12 protein-coding genes are annotated in these 18,747 nt (G+C 72.2%); 1 reads left to right on the top strand and 11 read right to left on the bottom strand.

Annotated features, from left to right (window positions below; all coding sequences use genetic code 11):
• Positions 1-141: 141 nt before the first annotated feature.
• The 8 genes from C3488_RS20360 to C3488_RS20325 all read right to left on the bottom strand — a co-directional run bounded on the left by C3488_RS20360 (position 142) and on the right by C3488_RS20325 (position 14,799).
• A complete protein-coding gene (locus C3488_RS20360; protein ID WP_103841405.1) occupies positions 142-1,881 on the bottom strand; it encodes an ATP-binding cassette domain-containing protein in 1,740 nt (579 codons plus the stop codon).
• Positions 1,882-2,098: 217 nt separating this feature from the next.
• Positions 2,099-2,857 carry an NUDIX domain-containing protein gene (locus tag C3488_RS20355; protein WP_103841403.1) on the bottom strand — a complete coding sequence of 253 codons (759 nt, stop codon included), beginning with the start codon at positions 2,855-2,857 and terminating at the stop codon, positions 2,099-2,101.
• A gap of 131 nt (positions 2,858-2,988) precedes the next feature.
• A complete protein-coding gene (locus C3488_RS20350; RefSeq protein ID WP_258053535.1) occupies positions 2,989-5,127 on the bottom strand; it encodes a glycogen debranching N-terminal domain-containing protein in 2,139 nt (712 codons plus the stop codon).
• A gap of 200 nt (positions 5,128-5,327) precedes the next feature.
• The gene (locus C3488_RS20345; RefSeq protein ID WP_103841401.1) at positions 5,328-6,869 is read right to left on the bottom strand and encodes a DUF4192 domain-containing protein; all 1,542 of its coding nucleotides are present in this window, start codon (positions 6,867-6,869) and stop codon (positions 5,328-5,330) included.
• A gap of 343 nt (positions 6,870-7,212) precedes the next feature.
• Positions 7,213-9,969, bottom strand: a complete 2,757-nt coding sequence (locus C3488_RS20340; RefSeq protein WP_103841399.1) for a bifunctional YncE family protein/alkaline phosphatase family protein — start codon at positions 9,967-9,969, stop codon at positions 7,213-7,215.
• A gap of 4 nt (positions 9,970-9,973) precedes the next feature.
• Positions 9,974-11,338, bottom strand: a complete 1,365-nt coding sequence (locus C3488_RS20335) for an ABC transporter permease (RefSeq protein ID WP_103841398.1) — start codon at positions 11,336-11,338, stop codon at positions 9,974-9,976.
• Complete coding sequence (locus C3488_RS20330; RefSeq protein WP_103841396.1) at positions 11,335-12,276, bottom strand: ABC transporter ATP-binding protein; 942 nt, start codon at positions 12,274-12,276, stop codon at positions 11,335-11,337. Before C3488_RS20330 ends, C3488_RS20335 begins: the two co-directional genes overlap by 4 nt.
• 363 nt (positions 12,277-12,639) lie before the next feature.
• The gene (locus tag C3488_RS20325; RefSeq protein WP_103841394.1) at positions 12,640-14,799 is read right to left on the bottom strand and encodes a RecQ family ATP-dependent DNA helicase; all 2,160 of its coding nucleotides are present in this window, start codon (positions 14,797-14,799) and stop codon (positions 12,640-12,642) included.
• A gap of 376 nt (positions 14,800-15,175) precedes the next feature.
• On the opposite strand from C3488_RS20325, the gene C3488_RS20320 reads away from it, so the two are divergent.
• Positions 15,176-15,811: a hypothetical protein gene (locus C3488_RS20320; RefSeq protein ID WP_103841392.1), complete on the top strand. Its 636-nt coding sequence runs from the start codon at positions 15,176-15,178 to the stop codon at positions 15,809-15,811.
• A 686-nt stretch (positions 15,812-16,497) separates the two neighbouring features.
• On the opposite strand, the gene C3488_RS20315 is transcribed toward C3488_RS20320, so the two are convergent.
• The 3 genes from C3488_RS20315 to C3488_RS20305 form a co-directional block, all read right to left on the bottom strand.
• Complete coding sequence (locus C3488_RS20315; RefSeq protein ID WP_103841390.1) at positions 16,498-17,100, bottom strand: hypothetical protein; 603 nt, start codon at positions 17,098-17,100, stop codon at positions 16,498-16,500.
• A gap of 69 nt (positions 17,101-17,169) precedes the next feature.
• Positions 17,170-17,871: a ribonuclease HII gene (locus C3488_RS20310; protein WP_103841388.1), complete on the bottom strand. Its 702-nt coding sequence runs from the start codon at positions 17,869-17,871 to the stop codon at positions 17,170-17,172.
• Positions 17,872-18,010: 139 nt separating this feature from the next.
• Positions 18,011-18,634, bottom strand: coding sequence for a TetR/AcrR family transcriptional regulator (locus C3488_RS20305; protein ID WP_103841386.1), 624 nt, complete (start codon positions 18,632-18,634; stop codon positions 18,011-18,013).
• Positions 18,635-18,747: the final 113 nt, after the last annotated feature.

Below are 18,747 nucleotides of genomic sequence, written 5' to 3'. Positions count from 1 at the left end.
TCCAACTCCCTTGAGGTCTTTGGTGAAAAGCACACGAAAGGGTGATCGCTCACGGCGTCGCAATTGACGCCTTATCGGAAAGAAATGGGCGCTTTTCAGGGGAGTTGTGACAGGCGGGGACCGGATCGGCACGGACTGTTGTCACCGGACTCTGCTGCGCAGCGTTGTGATCAGGTAGGCGCACAGCAGGGCGGACAGGGACAAGGTCAGTGCCCCGCCCACGGGTTGGGCGATCATGCGCGCCGCCGCGGCCAGGTATCTGTCCCCGCCGAAGGGCCACCGCAGCAGCATCAGGGCGGGCATCCGCTCGGCGAGGTCCGTCGCGGTCCGCACGGACGGCCCCGCCAGCGCCTTCTCGACCAGGGGTACGACGACGACGGGCACCGCGAGGACGGCGGCTAGCCCCGCGGTGGTGGACCGGAAGAGACCGGCGGCCAGCACACCGGCCCAGGCGCATCCGGCGACCAGCCCGCACCAACTCGCCGCGAGCGCAAGCCAGTCGGCGGGCACCTCGGCGACCTCCCGCCCATAGACGAGCCGGAGCGACACGAGGTCGCAGACGGCGGCGAGGGCGGCCAGCGCCAGCGCCGAGGCCCCGGCGACGAGGAGTTTGGCGGCGAGCAGTCCCAGACGCCGGGGGACGGTCCCGCGGGCCGTCGCCAGGGCGGGATGCCGGAACTCGTCGCCGAAGGCGTGGGCGCCCAGCAGTCCGGCGCCGAGCGCCGCGGGCGGCAGCGGGATCTGTTGCGGCCAGGCGGCCAGCAGGCGGCGCTGCGGAGTGTGCCCGGCCCGGGCGAGGAGGACGGAGAGCAGGACCGAGGTGACGAGGACGACGGCCGCGGTGGCGTAGCCGGTGCCGATCCCGGCGGCACGGCGCAGTTCGTAGCGCAGGGGACGCAGGGGGTTCGGGACGGACCGGACGTCGACGGGTGGCGACAGTGGGGGCAGGTCGCCCGGCTCGGGCGTCGCGGCGGACGGGGCCGGGGCGGACTCCGCACCGGCGGTCGGCCCCATGTCACCGACCTCGTCGGCGAGTTGGTGAACGAGGATCCCATGCCGGAAGGCGGTCTCGCCGATGTCGGCACACGTACTGCCGTACACCGACAGCCGGTTGCCGTCCTCCTGGACGATCTCCACCGAACGCTGCGCGGCCCGGGCCTCCTTGGCGAGCAGGGCGCCGAGGCGGGCGGCGTGCGGGCTGCGGACGGCCACGCGGGGCCGCAGCCGGGTACGGGCGAAGTCGGCGACAGGCTGGTCGGCGAGGATACGGCCCTGGCCGAGGGTGACGACGTGATCGGCGGTGCGCGCCGCCTCCTTCGGGTCGGCCGTGGTGAACAGGACGGTGCCGCCCTCGGCGGCGTGCGCGCGCAGAGCGCCGTGCAGCCAGCGCCCCTCGCGGGCGGAGAGCCCGCCCGCGGGGTCGTCGAGGACGAGCGTGTGCGGGTCGGCGAGCAGGGCAGAGGCCAGGCCCAGGCGGCGGTCCATGCCGCGCGAGAGGTTGCCCAGGCGCTCGTCGCGCAGGCCGACGAGTCCCACCACGTCGAGCACCTCGTCGGCGCGGCGGGCCGGCACGCCCGCGGCCGCGCAGAGCATGCGCAGTTGTCCGCGGACCGTGCGCGCGGGATGACCGGGGACGTCGCCGAGCAGCACACCCACTTCACGGGCGGGGTGGGCGATGCGGTGCAGCGGGCGACCCCGGAAGTAGGTGATGCCGCGGCCCGATTGAAGTTCGAGCATGAGCCTGAGCGCCGTCGTCTTGCCCGCACCCGAAGCTCCCAGAAGCGCGGTGACGTGGCCCGCGTGAGCCTCGAAGGACACGTCGTCGACGGCGGGCGGAAAGTCCTTGCGGGGGGTGCTGGTCAATCCGATCGCCTGGATCACTCGAAGCAAGATAGCGCGATATGCCCATTTTGTCCGGAGCCTTGCGGGCTGACAGGCTCTCACTTTGATCAGAAATAACATGATCGGACATATGTCCGGAGCTGACGTCGGCGACCGGAGGTCCACGACCGGCGCCGACGGCGCCGGGGAGCTCACAGACGACGGCCGGCTTCCGGCAGCCACCCCTGGGTCCGCTCTCCCGCCGTGACGCCGCCGGTCAGACCTCGGGACGCAGCATCGGCGGGTTGAGCAGCGTGGCACCGCCCGCGCGGAAGAGCTGTGCGGGGCGGCCGCCCTGCCGGGTCGTCGTGCCGCCCGTGGGGACGAGGAAGCCGGGCGTACCCGTCACCTTGCGGTGGAAGTTGCGCGGGTCGAGCGCCACGCCCCACACGGCCTCGTAGACCCTGCGCAGCTCGCCGACGGTGAACTCGGGCGGGCAGAAGGCAGTGGCCAGCGAGGAGTACTCGATCTTGGATCGGGCGCGCTCGACACCGTCCGCGAGGATCTGCGCGTGATCGAAGGCGAGCGGAGCCACCGGTTCGTCGGCGCGGCCGTACCCGCCCTGCTGCAGCAACTCCTCGACCGGCGCCCAGCGGACGTTGCTGGCGTCACCGCCGGCCCGGGGCGCGGGCAGGTCGGGGGCGAGCGCGAGATGGGCGACGCTCACCACCCTCATCCGCGGGTCGCGCTTGGGGTCGCCGTACGTGGCCAGCTGCTCCAGGTGGGCGCCGTTGTCCTGGGCCGGTGCGGACGGGTCGTGGGCCCGCAGTCCCGTCTCCTCGGCCAGCTCGCGTGCGGCTGCCTGCCCCAGGTCCTCATCCGCCCGGACGAAGCCGCCCGGCAGCGCCCACCGGCCCTGGAAGGGCGGCTCGCCCCTGCGCACCGCCAGCGCACACAGGGCGTGGCGGCGCACGGTCAGCACGACCAGATCCACGGTGACGGCGAAGGGCGGGAAGGCTGACGGGTCGTAGGGCATGCCGCGATCATAGTCGTCTTCCTGACGATAAACACTCCCTTCCGTGACCGCTTCGGCGGCTGATCCACTTCCCTCCGACACAGGTCCCATCGACAGCCGCCCTCCATGCCGCCGCGCCACGTCATCCGAGGTCACACACCCAGCTGCAGCCCGTCGGCAGCCTCCTCCACCATGGCGAGGCCGAGCCGGCCCACGCGCACCGAGAAGGGGGCGCCGGCCAGCCTCAGCCCGGTCAGGACGATCTCACCCAGCGGTGCGCTGCGGACCGGACACAGGGTCACCGTCCCGGCGGGCGCGTCGGGACGGATTCCGACGAGCGCGGTGAGCAGCAGTACCCCGGCGGCGGCCGCCGTGGCGGCGGGCCTGCAGGCCGCCGGATGCGGCAGCGGCGCGCTCCCTTCCGCCCGAGGCTCACCGGCGTACATCTCGGGCAGCCGGTATCCGAACGCCTCCGCCGCCGCCAGCATCCCCCCGAGCAGGCCACCCGCCTCCTTCTCGTACCCGGCGGCGGCCAGCCCCGCGACGGCGACCGCCGTCTCCTGGACGCGCACCGCTCCCCCGCGGTGTCCGAACGGGTTGTACGCCGCCTCCCCGGCCGCCAGGCCGCGCAGTCCCCAGCCCGAGTCCATGGCGGGGCCGCCCAGCAACCGCGCGAGCTGCTCGGTGCGCACCTTGTCCAGCAGGCCGGGCGCAAGCGTGCCGCAGCCGAGCAGCCCGGTGTCGAGGAGGTGGGCGGTGCCCGCGCCGAGGTGCGGCACCAGGCGTCCGTCGCGGGTGCGGGCGGCCGCCGGTCTGCCCCCCGACCGGTCTTCGATCCAGAAGTCCTCACAGAACGCGTCGCGCAGCTCTTCGGCCCATTCGCGAAGCTCCGCCCCACCCGGTCGCGCGTATGCGTCGAGCAGGTCGGCGCCAACCACCGCGGCGCGGTGGGCGTACGCCTGGGTCTCGCAGCGCAGCGGCCCGGCCGGCTGGGGGTCGGGGAGGTAGACGCCGTCACCCACGGTGGTGCGCAGCCACCGCAGACAGTGCTCGGCCGCCGGCAGCAGCTCCTCTGTCTCCCGCTCGGGAAGCCCCCAGCGCCAGGCTTCCGCGAGGAGCACGGGGAACAGCAGGGTGGCCTCGGTGCCCGTGCAGCCCGGTGGAAGATGCGCGCCCGCGTCCCGGCGGGGCCCCGGGATCATGCCCGAGCGCAGGCCCGGGCCGCCGATCTGGGTACGTGCCAGGATCCGCAGCGTGCCCGCGGCCAGCCGGGTACCGAGCGGCAGCGTCATCCGGGCCGCCGCCAGGGACTCCGCGGGCGCCGGGCCGCAGCGCCACGGCGCTCCGGCCGCCAGCTGGATGTCGCAAGGGTGCGCAGGGTCCCGGAGCAGCAGGGCTCTGAGGTCATCGACACAGGTGTCGAGCAGCGGCTGGACACGTGGGTCGTCCCCGGTGGCCCGGGGCTGCGCGAGCGGGCTCGCCGCGCCCTGTCCCACCGCTCTGACCGGGGCCGCGCCGTCCGGCCGAAGCCGCAGCTCCACGCTGCGCGTCCCGCCGGGCGGCAGCTCCAGTTCCCAGCGCAGCAGCCCGGCCGAGGCGAGGGCGTCCGTGGGGGGCGGTGCGGCCGTGACCGCGCAGTCGCCCTTCTGACAGGACCAGCGCAGCCCGGAATCATGGACGGTGGCGGGGAGTTCCGGTCCGGTGCTGCCCGAGGCGATCTCTCCCAGTTCCGCGAGGTCCGTGCCGAGCGCCACCTCCACCGGAAGCCGCAGCGGGCGCGGGGCCGCGCTGTGCAGGGTGATCCGCTCCGTGCCGTCGGCGAACCGAACGCGCTCCACGACGACGTCGGGGTCCGGTCCCGCGTCGGGGGATACGTGCACCGTCCCCACGAAGCGGGCCCGGTCGGCCGCGACCATGCGGGCCTGCACGGGAAGCGGCTCCCGCCCGGCCACCCGCACCTGGCAGCGGGAGAGCACGCGCCGGCCCGCTCGGTAGAACCCCTCCAGGCCCTGTCCCGTCAGTTGTCCCTGGGCCGTGGAGATCACAAGACCGGGCAGGGCGACGCAGATCAGTGCGGTGTGGGCGGGCGGCAGGTCGGCGACTCGGCGCGGCACAGCGGGCAGGGGAGGAGTGCAGGCCTGGGGCCGGTCTGCGTGCGGGACGGGAGCCGGTGTGCCGCGCGGCATCCAGGACACGGCCGGTGGGGCGCCGCGGGACGGCCGGGGCTCCGAGGGGCCGTGGCGGGAACGCCGGTTGCCGTCGGGGGCGGAGAACGGTGCGGGCACGGGCATGAGGCGGCTTTCTCTGCGCTCGGTACGCCTGGGGTGCGCCCGGAGCCGGGTGGGCGGCTCCGGAGAGGGTCGTGAGCGATGCGGCGGCGCGACCCGATCACGGGTTCCGCCACTCAGGTGAACGGGTCGCGCCTGCCCGGGGTCACGCCCGTGGGAGGGGAAGCCGACCGAACGGCGGTACCCCGCGCGGCAGGCCGTGCTCATGTGCCGCCCTCCTCCGTACACCGGCCGGGACGGCGGCGGGCACCGGACCGGCCGGTCGCGTCCTCCGTCGCCCGCTGTCCTTCGCCACCGGGCGGGCTGTCGGCGGGACGCCGGTGACGGGCCCTGGTCCCCTCGGCGGGACCACGGGTCGGCCGGCTGCCGCCGGTTGCCGGGCGGGCCGTGCGCCGCCGCCGGGGAGTGCCAGGGGCACGGGTGGGCTGCTGCGGGGTGGGCACCCCGGCCGCGGCGGGAGGTGCGGCGCCGGCCGAGAGGTCGGTCGTGTCATCCGGCATCGTGGTGGGCGTCCCCCGCTCCCCTGCACGGTTCGCCCGTTCCGCCCGCAGGCAGCGGCGGACGGTCTCCGGGTCGAGGCCCTCGTTGCACGCCTGGTGCAGGAGGCGGGCGAAGAGGTAGTCCGGGTCCGCGCCCATGGCCATGGCGAGGGCTTCACGGGCCTCCAGTTCGTCGCCGGTCGACCAGGCCACCCACCCGGCGAGCGTCAGCGGCGCCGCGGCGTGCTCGCCGTACGAGGCGACACAGCGACGGGCCAGGGCGCGCCACAGCCGCAGCGCCACGGCGGCCTCCGCGCCCTCCATCCACTCCGCCGCACGGTCGCGGGTCATGCGGTCCTGGAGGCCGACGATCAGGGCCGCGGCCTCGTCGTGCGCGAGCAACTCGTCGTCGCGCCGGTCCGCCGCCGAGGCCGCGGACACCGGCGGGGCCTCCGCGAGCCGGGCCATGACCCGCTCGGCGAGCGCGAGCGTCTCGGCGGCGACCCCGTCGCGAGTGCCGTCGTCCAGGATTCTCCGGACGAGCGCCATGCTCGCGGCGTCCAGCGCGGCTTCCTGATCGAGCGCGGCCGCCGTCTCCCAAGGGCTGAGCCTCGCCCGGAACTCCTTGAGCGTGCCGCGTACCTGAAGGCCCGCGTAGGTCGCGGCGGCGGCCAGGACGGAGGTGCCGGGCAGGCCCAGCGGCTGCCCCTCGGAAGGACAGCAACCGGGGCTGGGGCACACGTACGACCAGAAGCGGCCGTCGGAGAGACACAGAGCCTCCACCACGGGCGCGTCGAGGCTGCCGCACGCCGTGCGCAGCGACTGGGCCAGCGGCCGGAGGCGCTCCATCACATCGCGTCCGGTCTCACCGCTCGACGGTTCCTGGACCAGATAGGCGACCATGCTCTCCGGCCGGGGACCCCTGCGCTCGCTGCCGGCCACCAGGCCGCGCGCCAACTGCTGTGCCGCGGACGGCCAGTCGCCGGGCTGGGCGGGGATGCCGAGCCGTGCGCGCCCGCCGAACCTCCCGCGCCCGTTCCGGTCGTGGAGTGCCACCAGCACGATGCTGTCCTCAGGGCGGTACCCGAGCAGGTACGGCAGGGCGTCGGCCAGTTCGGCCGGGGTGCGCAGCGTGACCTGGGTTTCGCCCGGGCCTCCCGCCGGGCGACCGTGTCCCGCGTACGCGGTGGGCTCGCCGCTGTGGTGTGCGGATCCGTGCATGTCTCCGATGCCGGAGGGCCCGGCTGCTTCGTCGTGGTTCGTCATGCCGCGACCATCTCGCGGATCTTGGAATTCCGCTTGGCCTGTGGACAATCATGATCATGAGCACGCCAGGAGTTGTCCACAGGCAGCCGGGCTCGCTCGCACGATGTCCGACCGATCGGGTTGCCTGGACGCCATGACCGACGAACACCTGCGCCCGACGACGGACGAAGCCCCGCACATCGCGGCATCGGGGCCACGAACCACCGCTGCCACCGGCCCCAGCGCCCCCGCCACGGTCGGGGGCGGCCCTCATGCCGCTGCCTGCGCGCAGCGCCCGACGGACGGCGCAGGCCCCGGACCGGCGGTGACGCCGGCCCGGGGCCCCACGACTCGAACAGTTGCGTCAGCCGTCGGACTCCGACGACGGGATGTAGGCGCCCGGCACCTCGTTCGGCGCGTAGATCTTGCTGTCACCGGGGTACGGCTTGGACCAGTTGTGCGTCTCGTACCAGGTGAGACGGTTCATCTGCTCGGGGTTGGCGAAGTCGGGCACCGCCTTTGTACCGGTCAGCCGCTGCTGCGACTCCCAGGTCTTCCACCGCGCCGCGACCTTCTGCTCGGCCGCCGGCACCGTTACGGACGTCTGCGCGGGTTCCGCCGCGGCGTCCTGCGGCGCCGGGGTGTCCGGGCCGCAGGAGGGCTGGGTGCTCAGGCCGAGGGTCAGCGAGGTCCGGTTGGGCTGCGCCTTGAACGGCGTGTAGTCCGGCTTCCGGGTGAAGGCTCCGAACATCGGGGTGGCCGCGCTGTCCATCTGGTTCATCGGGTGGATCCCGAGGATCTGCTCGATGGTGCGGATCATCGTGATCTGCGAGTAGTAGTGGTTGTCGACCTTGCCGTGCTGGGCCCAGGGGCTGATGACCTGGACCGGGGCACGGTGGCCGTCGACGTGGTCGAGGCCGGCCTGCGAGTCGTCCTCGACGACGAAGATCGCAGAGTCCTTCCAGTACTTGCTGTGCGTGATCTCGTCGACCATCTTGCCGACCGCGAGGTCGTTGTCCGCCACCTCGGCGGCCGGGCTCGGCGGACCACCGGTGTGGTCGTTGGAGAACCAGAACATGTTCAGGTTCGCCGGACCGTTCTTCTCGAAGTCCTGCTTCCAGATCTGTTCCTTGTAGATGTCCGGGACGCTGAGGTCGAACAGCGGGAAGCCGGGCACCGAGACCTGGTTGAGCGACGGGATCGCCGAGCCCGTCTGAATGGGGTAGGCGGTCTTCTGCCCGGTCGCCTCCATGTTCTTGGCGTCGCAGTACAGGTTCTGCCAGGTCGCGCCGGCCGGCTTGCTCTCGATCGACTGGAACTCGCCGTAGTCCTTGACGGACTTGCCCGCGGCCTGCGCACCGGTCCAGATGAATCCGGACGTCTGGTGGCCGAGAACGTCGTCCTCGGTGTCGTAGCTGCGGGTGTACTCACCGGCCGAGGACTCGGTGTACTCCGGGTTGTCGGACTGCATCAGCCAGTTGTGGCCCTCGGCGGAGTTGGTGCCGATGTCGTAGAAGTTGTCGTACAGCCCGAACTGCTCAGCCAGCGCGTGCTGGTTCGGCGTCACGTTCTCGCCGAACTGCGTGAGCGACGAGTCGCCGTTGCCCTGCTTCATGTCACCGAGGACCTGGTCGTAGGTCCGGTTCTCCTTGACGAGCAGGAAGACGTGCTTGATCGTCGAGGGGTCGCCGAGCCGCACCGGGACCGGCACCGGCTTCGCGTGGCTCTTCCCCCTGGTCGACTTCACCGAGCCGGGGGTCCAGCCGTTCTGCTTGAAGACCTTGGCCGTCTCGGACCTGGTGACGCTGTCGTCCGGCAGCGTGAACTGCGTCAGGCTCGACGTCGTGTCGTGGGTGCCGTGGCCGGCGGCGGTGGTCGGCCGGCGGGCGTCGATGCCACGGGTGTTGGAGACGACGACCTTCTTGCCCACGGTGGCGATCTGCGCGGGGAAGTAGTCCGTCGGGAGCAGGCCGACGTAGCCGGCCGGCTGCTGCGGGGAGGTGTACCGGTAGACGGCGACGGCGTTGGCGCGGCCGAGCGTCACCAGCAGGTGACCGTCGTCGGTGAGCGTCACCGCGTCGGGCTCGTAGCCGACCGACGCCTCCGGCCACGGCTGGGTGGCGATGGTCTGCACGACCTTGTCGTTGGCGGTGTCGATGACCGACACGTTGTTGTCGGCGGTGTTGGTGACGAACACCGCCCCCTTCTTGGCGTACACCGCGGTCGGGTGCAGACCGACGTCGATGCTCCCGACGGCCGCGGACGGGTTCGCCAGGTCGATGACGCTGACCGTGCCGGTGGTGGAGGCACCGGTCTTCGGGTTGGCCGGCACCTGCGTGCCGTAGGAGTTCATCGTGGTGTCGCCGGCCTTGGCCGGACGCCCGCCCTCGTTGCTGACGTAGAGCTTGTCGCCGGCCAGGGCGATGCCGCGGGGGGCGTTGCCCACGGCCCAGCTCTGCTTGACGGTCCCGGTCGCCGCGTCGATGGCGACCACCCGGTTCTGGCCGTTGACCGCGCAGTACACGGTCGAGCCGTCGGCCGAGAACACCGCGGAACCCACCAGGGCGTGCTTGGAGCCGTCGGCCGGTATGGAGATGGTCGTCGGGTTGGAGAGGGTGCCGTCCGGGTTCACGGTGAACTTGGTGTAGCCGTCGCTCTGGCCCAGCCACAGCTGCGAGCCGTCGGGCGAGTACGTCGGGCCCTCCTGCCCGACGGAGCCGGTCTTGATGCGCAGGTCGTCCGCCGCGTTGGTGCCGACCTTCTGCTTCACCTGCCCGGTCTTGAGGTCCATGATGACCAGCGCCGCGTCGCCGTCGGCGACCGAGGCGGCGAGACGGGTGCCGTCCGGACTGACCGAGGACGACATGATCTTGCCGTCGCCGATGACGGTACGGCTGCCGTACGGGGCGATGTACTGGTCGGCGGAGACGACCTGGCCGTTGGCGGTGACCTGGCCGACCTGCTGGGTGCCGAACTGGTACGTCTGGGCGACTGCGGTGCCCGTGACGGCGAGGGCGACAGCGATGCCCGACGTCACCAGCAAAGCCCGGCGGCCGACACGTCTACCGAAAAGGCTGACCTGCTCCTTCTCTTGGGTTCGACGCTGCCGTGTTACCTGCATGGAACTATCCCTTCGAGGAGGTGTCGAGCAGCTCGACGCTGCCGTCGAACTGCCAAAGGGGGTTCGGGGCGTCCCCGGTGGGGGTACGGACCAGGAAGTAGCCGTTCACTTCCTTCGGTCCGTCGCCGTCGGCCACGAACCGCCCGTCTGAGGCGACGTCGAGTTGGTAGACGGCCGTCCCTGCGGCCGCGACGCCGGGGAGATGCCAGGTGACGACGCAACGCCAGTCGTTGCCCGCCCCCTGGGGGGCGACCTGGCCGTCGCCCTTGTTGCACGCCGCCGTGGCCTTCAGTTGCGTCTCGGTGACGGCCGGCCGGTGGAGCTGTTCGGTCTGCATGCGGTAGAGGTGGGCGAACGCCGTGGCGACCGACCGCTGGACCTTTTCCTGTTCGATCCCGGAGCCCATCGACGGGGTCCCCACCGCGACCGCCGCGACGGTGAGGGCGGTCAGTCCGACGAGCGGCAGGAGTCCGGTGGTGACCGCGCGGCGCCCGGAACCGTCGTAGGCCGGGTTGGTGAAGTCGCGGCGCTGGAAGAGCAAGTACGCCAGCTCTGTCGCGAGCACGGCCCACACCAGGCCGACCGCGATGCCGATCAGGAGCGGACCGACCTGCGCCGGGCTGGTGAACAGACCGTTCCAGGAGACGAAGGCGGAGCCGGGCAGGGCGAGGCGCACGGCGACGGGCAGCGGCAGCATCTGGGCGACCTGCATCGCGAGCGCGACGACCGGGGGCAGCAACAGCCCCATCGGCGAGCGACCCAGGGCGACCGACCCGAGGAGTCCGATCGCGGCGAGGGCCAGAGTCGGGGCGAGGGCGCAGACCCAGGCGAGCAGGACCTTGCCCGCGGCGTCCCCCGGCGCGAGCAGGCGGCCGTCGAGGCCGACCAGCGGCTGGTTGCCGACCGCCACGATCCCGCCGACCGTACTGGAACAGGCCAGCCCGGCCACGAGCAGCAGGGTGACGGTGAGGCCGGCCAGTACCTTCGCCGCGAAGATCCGCCTGGGCGACCGGACGGCCACGAGCAGGTGGCGCCAGGTGCCGAGCCGGTCCTCGGAGGCGAACACGTCGCCGGCGACCACCGAGGTCAGCAGCGGCAGCGCCCAGGTGCCCGCGAAGCCGAGCGTCACCAGCGGTCCGGCCCACCCCGTGGCGTGCATCCAGCGGCCGAAAAGGGTGTCGGCGGGGAGCGTGCTCTGCCGGCTGACCCCGGCGACGAAGAGCGCCGGCGCGATCCAGCAGGCGAGGACCAGAAGGCGGATGCGCCATTGCGAGACCAGCTTGACGAGTTCGAAGCGGTAACCACGCGCCACCGAGACGCGGGGAGCACGGCCGGTGACGACGTTGTCATCGACGATGGTCGCGGTCATCGGGCTGCCTCCTGCTGCTCGGTGAGGGCCAGGAACGCGGCTTCGAGCGGCGACACGAGCGGGGCGAGTTCCCGCACCGCGACGCCCGCCTGCACGAGCCCCACCACCAGTTCGTCGAGGGCGGGCACCAGCGCCCGCACCACGAGCACCTCCGCGTCCTGCCGTGCCCCGGCGTCGTCGACGATCCGTGTCCCGGCGGTGTCGGCAGCCAGTCGGCGGGCGGCCTGCGGGTCGGAGGTCCGCAGCCGGTAGTCGAGTTCACGGTTCTCGGCGGCCAGCTTGCCCAGCGGGCCGGAGAAGACGACGCGTCCGGTGGCGACGATGGTGACCTCGGAGCACAGTGCCTCGAGGTCGTCCATGCGGTGGCTCGAGAGCACGACGCTGGTTCCGTCCGCAGCGAGCCGGGTGAGGACACCGTGGACGCGTCTTTTACCGGCCGGGTCCAGGCCGTTGGAAGGTTCGTCGAGCACGAGCAGCCGGGGCTTGGTGAGCAGGGCGGCGGCGAGCCCGAGCCGCTGACGCATGCCGAGGGAGAAGCCGCGGGCCCTGTCGTCGGCGACATCGGTGAGTCCGACCTGGTCGAGTACGTCGTCGATCGCCGTCGTCCGGGCGTCGTGGCCGCGGAGAGCGGCCAGTGCGGCGAGGTTCTGCCTCGCGGTGAGCGAGGGGTAGAGACCGGGGCCGTCCACGAAGCCGGCGACACCGTCGGGAGCGGCGAACGCCCGCCCGAGCGGCGTACCCAGGATCTCGAGGCGGCCGCTGTCGGCGACGGCCAGGCCCAGCAGGAGGCCGAGCAATGTCGTCTTGCCGGCGCCGTTCGGTCCGACCAGGCCATGGATCTGACCCTGTGTCACGTCCAGGTCGACGCCGTCGAGTGCGACGACGTCGCCGAAACACTTGGTGATGCCGCGAGCCCGGACTGCGAGGAGTCTGCCCATGGGTCCCTTCTTTCGAGTCCGCAGGGACCCTAGGGACGACACACAACCCAGACGCAGACGGCTGGCTGAACGTTCGCGGAACGAATCGTCAAGGCGTCGGCAAGTCGTGTCCGGGAGCCGCCGGCATCGAGCCGGGCTCCGGCGACATCTGGACGCGCCGCGTCGCTGCGAAGTACCGTGGCGCGCTTCTTCGTACCGTGGAGCGCTTCTTGCGCCACCAGCAGGAAGCAGGCGCCTGCGGCGCGCTTCAGGTCACTCTCCGTCAGGGACGTTGAGGCAGACGCTGCCGGCAGCAGACACTGCCAAAAGCCGAGCGTGCCGCGTCCACTTGCAGCCGGGAAGTGGACGCGGTTCGGGGGAGGCTCAGCCTGCGACAGCGAGGACCAAGGGGAGGACCTGTTCGCTGCCTGCCCGGCGCAGGAGTCGGGCAGCGACTGCGAGGGTCCAGCCGGAGTCGGTGTAGTCGTCCACGAGCAGGACGGGTCCGGGGGAGCCGCCCAGGGCACCGGCCAGTTCCTCGGGGACGGTCAACGCGCCGGACAGCGCCCTCAGCCGCTGGGCGGAGTTGCTGCGGCGTGCCGCGTGCGCGCCACTCGGCCCGGTGTAGGTCAGGGTGCCCAGGAAGGGGAGGCGGCCGATGTCCGCGATGCCCCCGGCGAGCGAACCCACCAGTTGCGGTCGGGTCAGGGACGGCACGGCGACGACTCCCACCGGCCGGGCGGAGGCGTCCGGGGCATTCGGCGCCCAGCCGCCCGGAGAGCGCGCCCAGTCGGCGAGGACCGCCACCGCCGCCCGCAGGACGTCGTCGGGGACCGGCCCGTCGGGCGCGTCCTCCGCCAGCAGCGGGCGCAGACGGTTGCCCCAGCCGATGTCCGAGAGCCGCCCCAGCGCACGCCCGGTGGAGCACTGCTCGCCGGCCGGGATACGCCCCTTGAGGTCGACGCCCAGTGCGGGCATCCCCGTCGGCCACATGCGGCGCGGCTCGACCTCCACCCCCGGACGGTCCAGTTCCTTGGCCGCCCCTGTCAACGTCTCCGCCGAAACAGCGGAGTCGGCCCAGGGCCCTGCGCAGTTGTCGCAACGCCCGCACGGGGCCGCCCCCTCGTCGTCCAGCTGCCGGCGCAGGAACTCCATCCGGCACTGGGACGTGCTCACGTAGTCGCGCATGGCCTGCTGCTCGGCAGCCCGCTGCCGCGCCACCCAGGCGTACCGCTCGGAGTCGTAGGCCCACTGCTCGCCGGTGGAGATCCAACCGCCCTTCACCCGCTTGACCGCGCCGTCCACGTCGAGCACCTTCAGCATCGTCTCCAGCCGGCTGCGCCGCAGATCCACCGACGCCTCCAGGGCCGGCACGGACAGCGGTCGCCCCGCGCCGGCGAGGGCCGAGAGGGTCTGTCGCACCTGGGCCTCGGGCGGGAAGGCGGTGTCGGCGAAGTAGCGCCAGATGGCCTCGTCCTCCTTGCCCGGCAGCAGAAGCACATCGGCGTGGGCCACACCGCGCCCCGCACGCCCCACCTGCTGGTAGTAGGCGATGGGCGAGGACGGCGAGCCGAGGTGCACCACGAAGCCCAGGTCCGGCTTGTCGAAGCCCATGCCCAGCGCCGACGTCGCCACCAGCGCCTTGACCCGGTTCTCCAGCAGGTCGGCCTCGGCCTGCAGCCGGTCGGCGTTCTCCGTGCGCCCCGTGTAGGAGGCCACCCGGAAGCCGCGCTGCCGCAGGAATGCGGTCGCCTCCTCGGCCGCGGCCACCGTCAGCGTGTAGATGATGCCCGAGCCCGGCAGCTCCCCGAGATGCTCGGCCAGCCAGCCCAGGCGGTGCGCGGCGTCCGGCAGCTCGACCACCCCCAGCCTCAGACTCTCCCTGTCGAGCGGGCCGCGAAGGACCAGGGCCTCACCGGCGCCGGTACCCAACTGCTCGGCCACGTCCGCGGTGACCCGTGCGTTGGCGGTCGCCGTGGTGGCCAGCACCGGTACGCCGGGGGCGAGCTCGGCGAGCATCGCCCGCAACCGGCGGTAGTCCGGCCGGAAGTCATGCCCCCAGTCGGAGATGCAGTGCGCCTCGTCGACCACCAGCAGACCGGTCGTGGCCGCGAGCTTGGGCAGCACCTGATCGCGGAAATCCACAGAATTGAGACGCTCCGGGCTCACGAGGAGAACGTCGGTCTCGCCGCGCTCGATCTCCTCGTGGATGGTGTCCCACTCCTCCGGGTTGGCCGAGTTGATGGTGCGCGCCCGGATACCGGCCCGCGCCGCGGACTCCACCTGGTTGCGCATCAGCGCCAGCAGCGGCGAGACGATCACGGTCGGGCCGGAGCCGCGCCGGCGCAGCAGCGCGGTGGCAACGAAGTACACCGCCGACTTGCCCCAGCCGGTGCGCTGCACCACCAGGGCACGCCTGCGCTCCCGCACCAGAGCCGCCACCGCCTGCCACTGGTCCTCCCGCAACCGGGCCGGGCCCCCCGGGTCACCGACGAGTTCGGCGAGGATCGCGTCGGCTTCAGCTCGGAGCTCGCGTTCGTCCATGTCCCCATGCAACCCGATGGCACTGACAATCGGCCACCTCACCCAGCGTGACCGGCGGCTCGCGAAGGGTCCGGGAGCACGCACGGAAAGGCGCTCGCCGGAGCGGAGAGGTTCTTGCCGATGGTCCTCGCGTGCAGGAGTGACCCGACCCTTCGCCGGGAAGACACCGGGCAGAGAAGTAGAGGGGATATAGGCCACACATCACCAGAATCCGGTCGGCGGCCCCAATTGCTCGTTGCCGCAACCCAGTTCGACGGGAAGAATTGAGATCCGCTCCCCGCACGGCTCGTCCGTGATCCGGCAGGGCTCTGCCGCGGTGCGCCCCCCCCAGTCCCACCCCGCCCGCACTGTGGGCGCGTCAGCCGAAGGGAGGATCGTGACCTTCGGATTCGCTCCGTCCTCGGCGGCATCCCTGGCAGGTTCCGCCGCCCCGTCCGCCGCTTCCGCCCATCCCGTGGCTCGGCTGCTCGAGCCGGCGGAGTGGGCAGCCGCCGAGATTCCCCTGCTGCGCAACCCCCGCGAAGTCGTCAGCGGGCTGCACACCCGGCACCGGCCACGACCCTCCACGGCCGTGGTGGCCGTCCTGGATCCGGAGGAACGGCTGTGCGCGAGCGCGTCGTTCACCCGGCGCCCCGCCCCGGCGGACGGATGGGTGTTCCGCAACGCGCTGCTTGCCCAGTTGCGCCGGGTCATCCCGCACGACCTGCGGCGCCGGACGCCGGTGCGGACGGCGGTGCTGCTCTACTGCCGTGAGGGCGACACCCGGTGGACCGAGGAGGACGGCGCGTGGATGTGGGGTCTGCGCGACGCGTGCACGTTGCACGGGCTGCGCTGTGGCGCGTACATCACGCTGACGCGCGATGGCTGGCAGGTCCTCGGTGAGGACCGCGGGGGCCGCCGCCCCAACGCGAAGTCGACGCCCGAGGAGTTCGATCCGGCGGGCATGCCGCTGCAGCAGCCTCGTACCGGGGGCGTCTCCTCGGACCTGCTGCGCCGGGCCGCCGCCCGCTGAGCGGCGCGGCATTGTCGCGACACCGCCGGGAGCAGCGACGTACGACGACGGGGGCCTTTCCGCACCACAGCCCGTGAGTCCTCGCCCGGAGGCGGCGGCCGACCGCGGCACCCCGTCCGCGAACCGGTCGCGCGTCGGAAGAGCACGGAAGTCGCCCACGCACGGCGGCCAGACGGAACCGTCCGCCCGAACAGCGGCACCGACGGCCGATACCGCGGCGCTGTTGACGGCCGATACGGCGGCGCTGTCCACCGACATCGACACAGCCCACCGGCATACGTATGCCCTGGCATGCATCTGCCCGCAGACGCGCGTGTGCCGACGTCATGCATCCGCCCACCCGGCATGCGTCAGCACGTCACCCGGCATGCGTCAGCACGCCAACCGGCATGCGTCTTCACAGCCGGCCTGCGTCACGCCAACCGGCATGCGTCTTCACCAGCCGACATGCGCCATCACCAGCCAGCATGCCGCTAACAGAAACCGGCATTCGCCATCGCCGACCGATGCCACTGAGCCCCACACCGGTGACCCGACCGCAGAAGGGCATGGTGAAGAGAGTCGCCGTTCCAGGCGTCGTCGGCGCCGCACTCACCGGCCGCGGCGGCCGAAGCCCGAACCGGTTACCCGGCTCGGCCCCCGGCGCGAAGGGCGGGACACGAGCGGACCGGACCGGGCCGGACCGCTCAGACGCCCGCGCCCAGCACCGAGTTGATCTGCTTCGGGTCGCCGCAGACGATCAGCAGGGCGCCGGACCGGCTGAGCGCCAGCGGAAGCGTGGCGGCGACAGTGGCGTCGGCACCGCCGTTGACGGCGACCACGACCACCGGCCGGGCGGCGGCACGGGAGGCCACCGAGGCGTCGGCGTAGAAGACGTCGTCACCGGCGTCGTGCTGCGCCCAGTAGGCGGCCTCACCGAAGGACAGTTCGTGCGCGGCCCACGGGTGTGGCTCGCCGGTGGTGATCACCAGCACGTCACCAGGGGCGCGACCGGACTCCAGCAGCAGGTCGACGGCTTCCTCGGCGGCATCCAGCGCTCCCTCGGCCGAGGCCGGGATCAGCTGGATCTGCGGAGTGGATGCGGAAGCGGAGGGTCCGGGCTTGGCCGGCTCGCGCGGGGTGCGCTGGGCCGGCATCGGCCGGATGGGCCCCGGGCGTCCGGGGCGGGCAGGGGCCGCGGGGCGGGGGCCCGGTACGGGACGGGGGGTCGGCGCGGTACGGCCGCCGGCCGTGGCGCGGGGACCCTGGGCACTCTCGTGAATCTGAGGCTCCTCGGGAATGAGAGGCATGAGCTGATTTTTATCAAACGCCGAAGCGACCGGCATCGGCGGGTGGCACGTCAGTGCGACCGGAACCGGTCAGAAGTCGAAGCCGAGCTGGCCCTCGATTTCCGGAACGCTTCCGTCCGCCCAGCTGCGGACCTTCTTGAGGTGCCGCCACTGGGGCAGCGCATCAAGATACGCCCACGACAAGCGGTGGTACGGGGTGGGGCCCCGTTCCTCCAGTGCGGCCTTGTGCACCGGTGACGGATAACCGGCGTTGGCCGCAAAACCGAAGTCTGCATGGTCGATACCCAGTTCGGCCATCATTTTGTCGCGGTGAACCTTGGCTATCACCGAGGCCGCCGCGACCGCCACGCACGACCGGTCGCCCTTGATCACCGTACGGACCTTCCAGGGCGCGCCCAGGTAGTCGTACTTCCCGTCGAGGATCACCGCGTCGGGGCGGACGGGCAGCGCCTCAAGGGCGCGAACCGCCGCGAGCCGCAGGGCGGCCGTCATCCCGAGGTCGTCGATCTCCTCGGGGGAGGCATGCCCGAGGGCGTAGGCCGTGACCCACGTCCGCAGCAGCTCGGCGAGTTCGGTGCGCCGCTTGACGGTCAGCAGCTTGGAGTCGGTGAGGCCCTCGGGCGGTCGGCGCAGGCCCGTGACCGCCGCGCAGACGGTGACGGGACCGGCCCACGCACCGCGCCCCACCTCGTCGACACCGGCGATGACCTTCGCTCCGGTCGTTGCGCGGAGGGAGCGCTCGACGGTGTGAGTAGGTGGTTCGTACGGCATGGCGCCCTTAGCGTACGCCGCCGGGATCGCCGTGCGACACCCCGGTTTCCCCCGGCGGCGGCCCACGCGCCGGCGGCCGCCCGGAAGGACGGCGACAGGGTCGCGGCGGCTGGCCGGCAGCGGCGACCCGGGAGCCGGATCAGTCCCCCATCGGACGCAGCAGCGGGATCATCAGCCGGTCGATCATCTCCTCGATCTCCTGGTCATTCCATTCGCAGGAGCTAATTTTTGTGCGGTACATCATCATCGCCGGCATGACGTCGAAGACATATCCGTTCGCGGCGTCAGGCCGCACCTCTCCCCGCTCGATTCCCTGCGTGATGACCTGACGCAGCAACCTGACGCTCGGCTCGATGACACCCTCGTAGATCACCCCCTGGAAGCGCTCAGCCTCCAGTGTGTCGCATTCGTGAATGACTGAACGGAGGGCGAACCCGGGGCGTGAGTACATGGCGTCACGCGCCTGCCGACACAGGGCCAGCAGGTCCTCCCGCAGGGTCCCGAGGTCGGGCGCCTCGTCGAAACGCGGCAGTCCGGCCTGGAGCGCGTCCGCGACGAGGTCCTCCTTGGACGGCCAGCGACGGTAGACGGCCGCCTTGCCGGTCTGCGCACCGGCGGCGACGCCCTCCATCGTCAGGCCCTTCCAACCGACCGTGCTGAGCTGCTCGAGCGCGGCGTCGAGGATCGCGCGTTCGAGCACGGCACCACGCCGGCGGAGAGAGGCCGGCCGGGAAGAGGCGGCCGTCCAGGACGAAGTACCCATCTATGTTCTCCGTTGAGCAGCGGAAGCGGGGATTCCGAGGATAGGGCGAGCAGTTGGGCGGCGCAGCACGGCGACGAATTCAGTGAACGCTTGCGTTCACTGACGGGGACTCA

Origin of the sequence: Streptomyces sp. Ru72, from assembly GCF_002920635.1 — a bacterium.
Classification (GTDB): Bacteria; Actinomycetota; Actinomycetes; order Streptomycetales; family Streptomycetaceae; genus Streptomyces.
The sequence above is the reverse complement of the archived record's forward strand: the minus strand, read 5'-3'. Positions and strand labels throughout refer to the sequence as shown.

What these genes read in the sequence shown, in the direction of transcription:
- C3488_RS20345 (WP_103841401.1), bottom strand. Translation starts at nt 6,869, where the DNA reads ATGACGAACCACGACGAAGCAGCCGGGCCCTCCGGCATCGGAGACATG.
- C3488_RS20325 (WP_103841394.1), bottom strand. Translation starts at nt 14,799, where the DNA reads ATGGACGAACGCGAGCTCCGAGCTGAAGCCGACGCGATCCTCGCCGAA.
- C3488_RS20350 (WP_258053535.1), bottom strand. Translation starts at nt 5,127, where the DNA reads ATGCCCGTGCCCGCACCGTTCTCCGCCCCCGACGGCAACCGGCGTTCC.
- C3488_RS20355 (WP_103841403.1), bottom strand. Translation starts at nt 2,857, where the DNA reads ATGCCCTACGACCCGTCAGCCTTCCCGCCCTTCGCCGTCACCGTGGAT.
- C3488_RS20330 (WP_103841396.1), bottom strand. Translation starts at nt 12,276, where the DNA reads ATGGGCAGACTCCTCGCAGTCCGGGCTCGCGGCATCACCAAGTGTTTC.
- C3488_RS20340 (WP_103841399.1), bottom strand. Translation starts at nt 9,969, where the DNA reads ATGCAGGTAACACGGCAGCGTCGAACCCAAGAGAAGGAGCAGGTCAGC.
- C3488_RS20315 (WP_103841390.1), bottom strand. Translation starts at nt 17,100, where the DNA reads ATGCCTCTCATTCCCGAGGAGCCTCAGATTCACGAGAGTGCCCAGGGT.
- C3488_RS20335 (WP_103841398.1), bottom strand. Translation starts at nt 11,338, where the DNA reads ATGACCGCGACCATCGTCGATGACAACGTCGTCACCGGCCGTGCTCCC.
- C3488_RS20310 (WP_103841388.1), bottom strand. Translation starts at nt 17,871, where the DNA reads ATGCCGTACGAACCACCTACTCACACCGTCGAGCGCTCCCTCCGCGCA.
- C3488_RS20305 (WP_103841386.1), bottom strand. Translation starts at nt 18,634, where the DNA reads ATGGGTACTTCGTCCTGGACGGCCGCCTCTTCCCGGCCGGCCTCTCTC.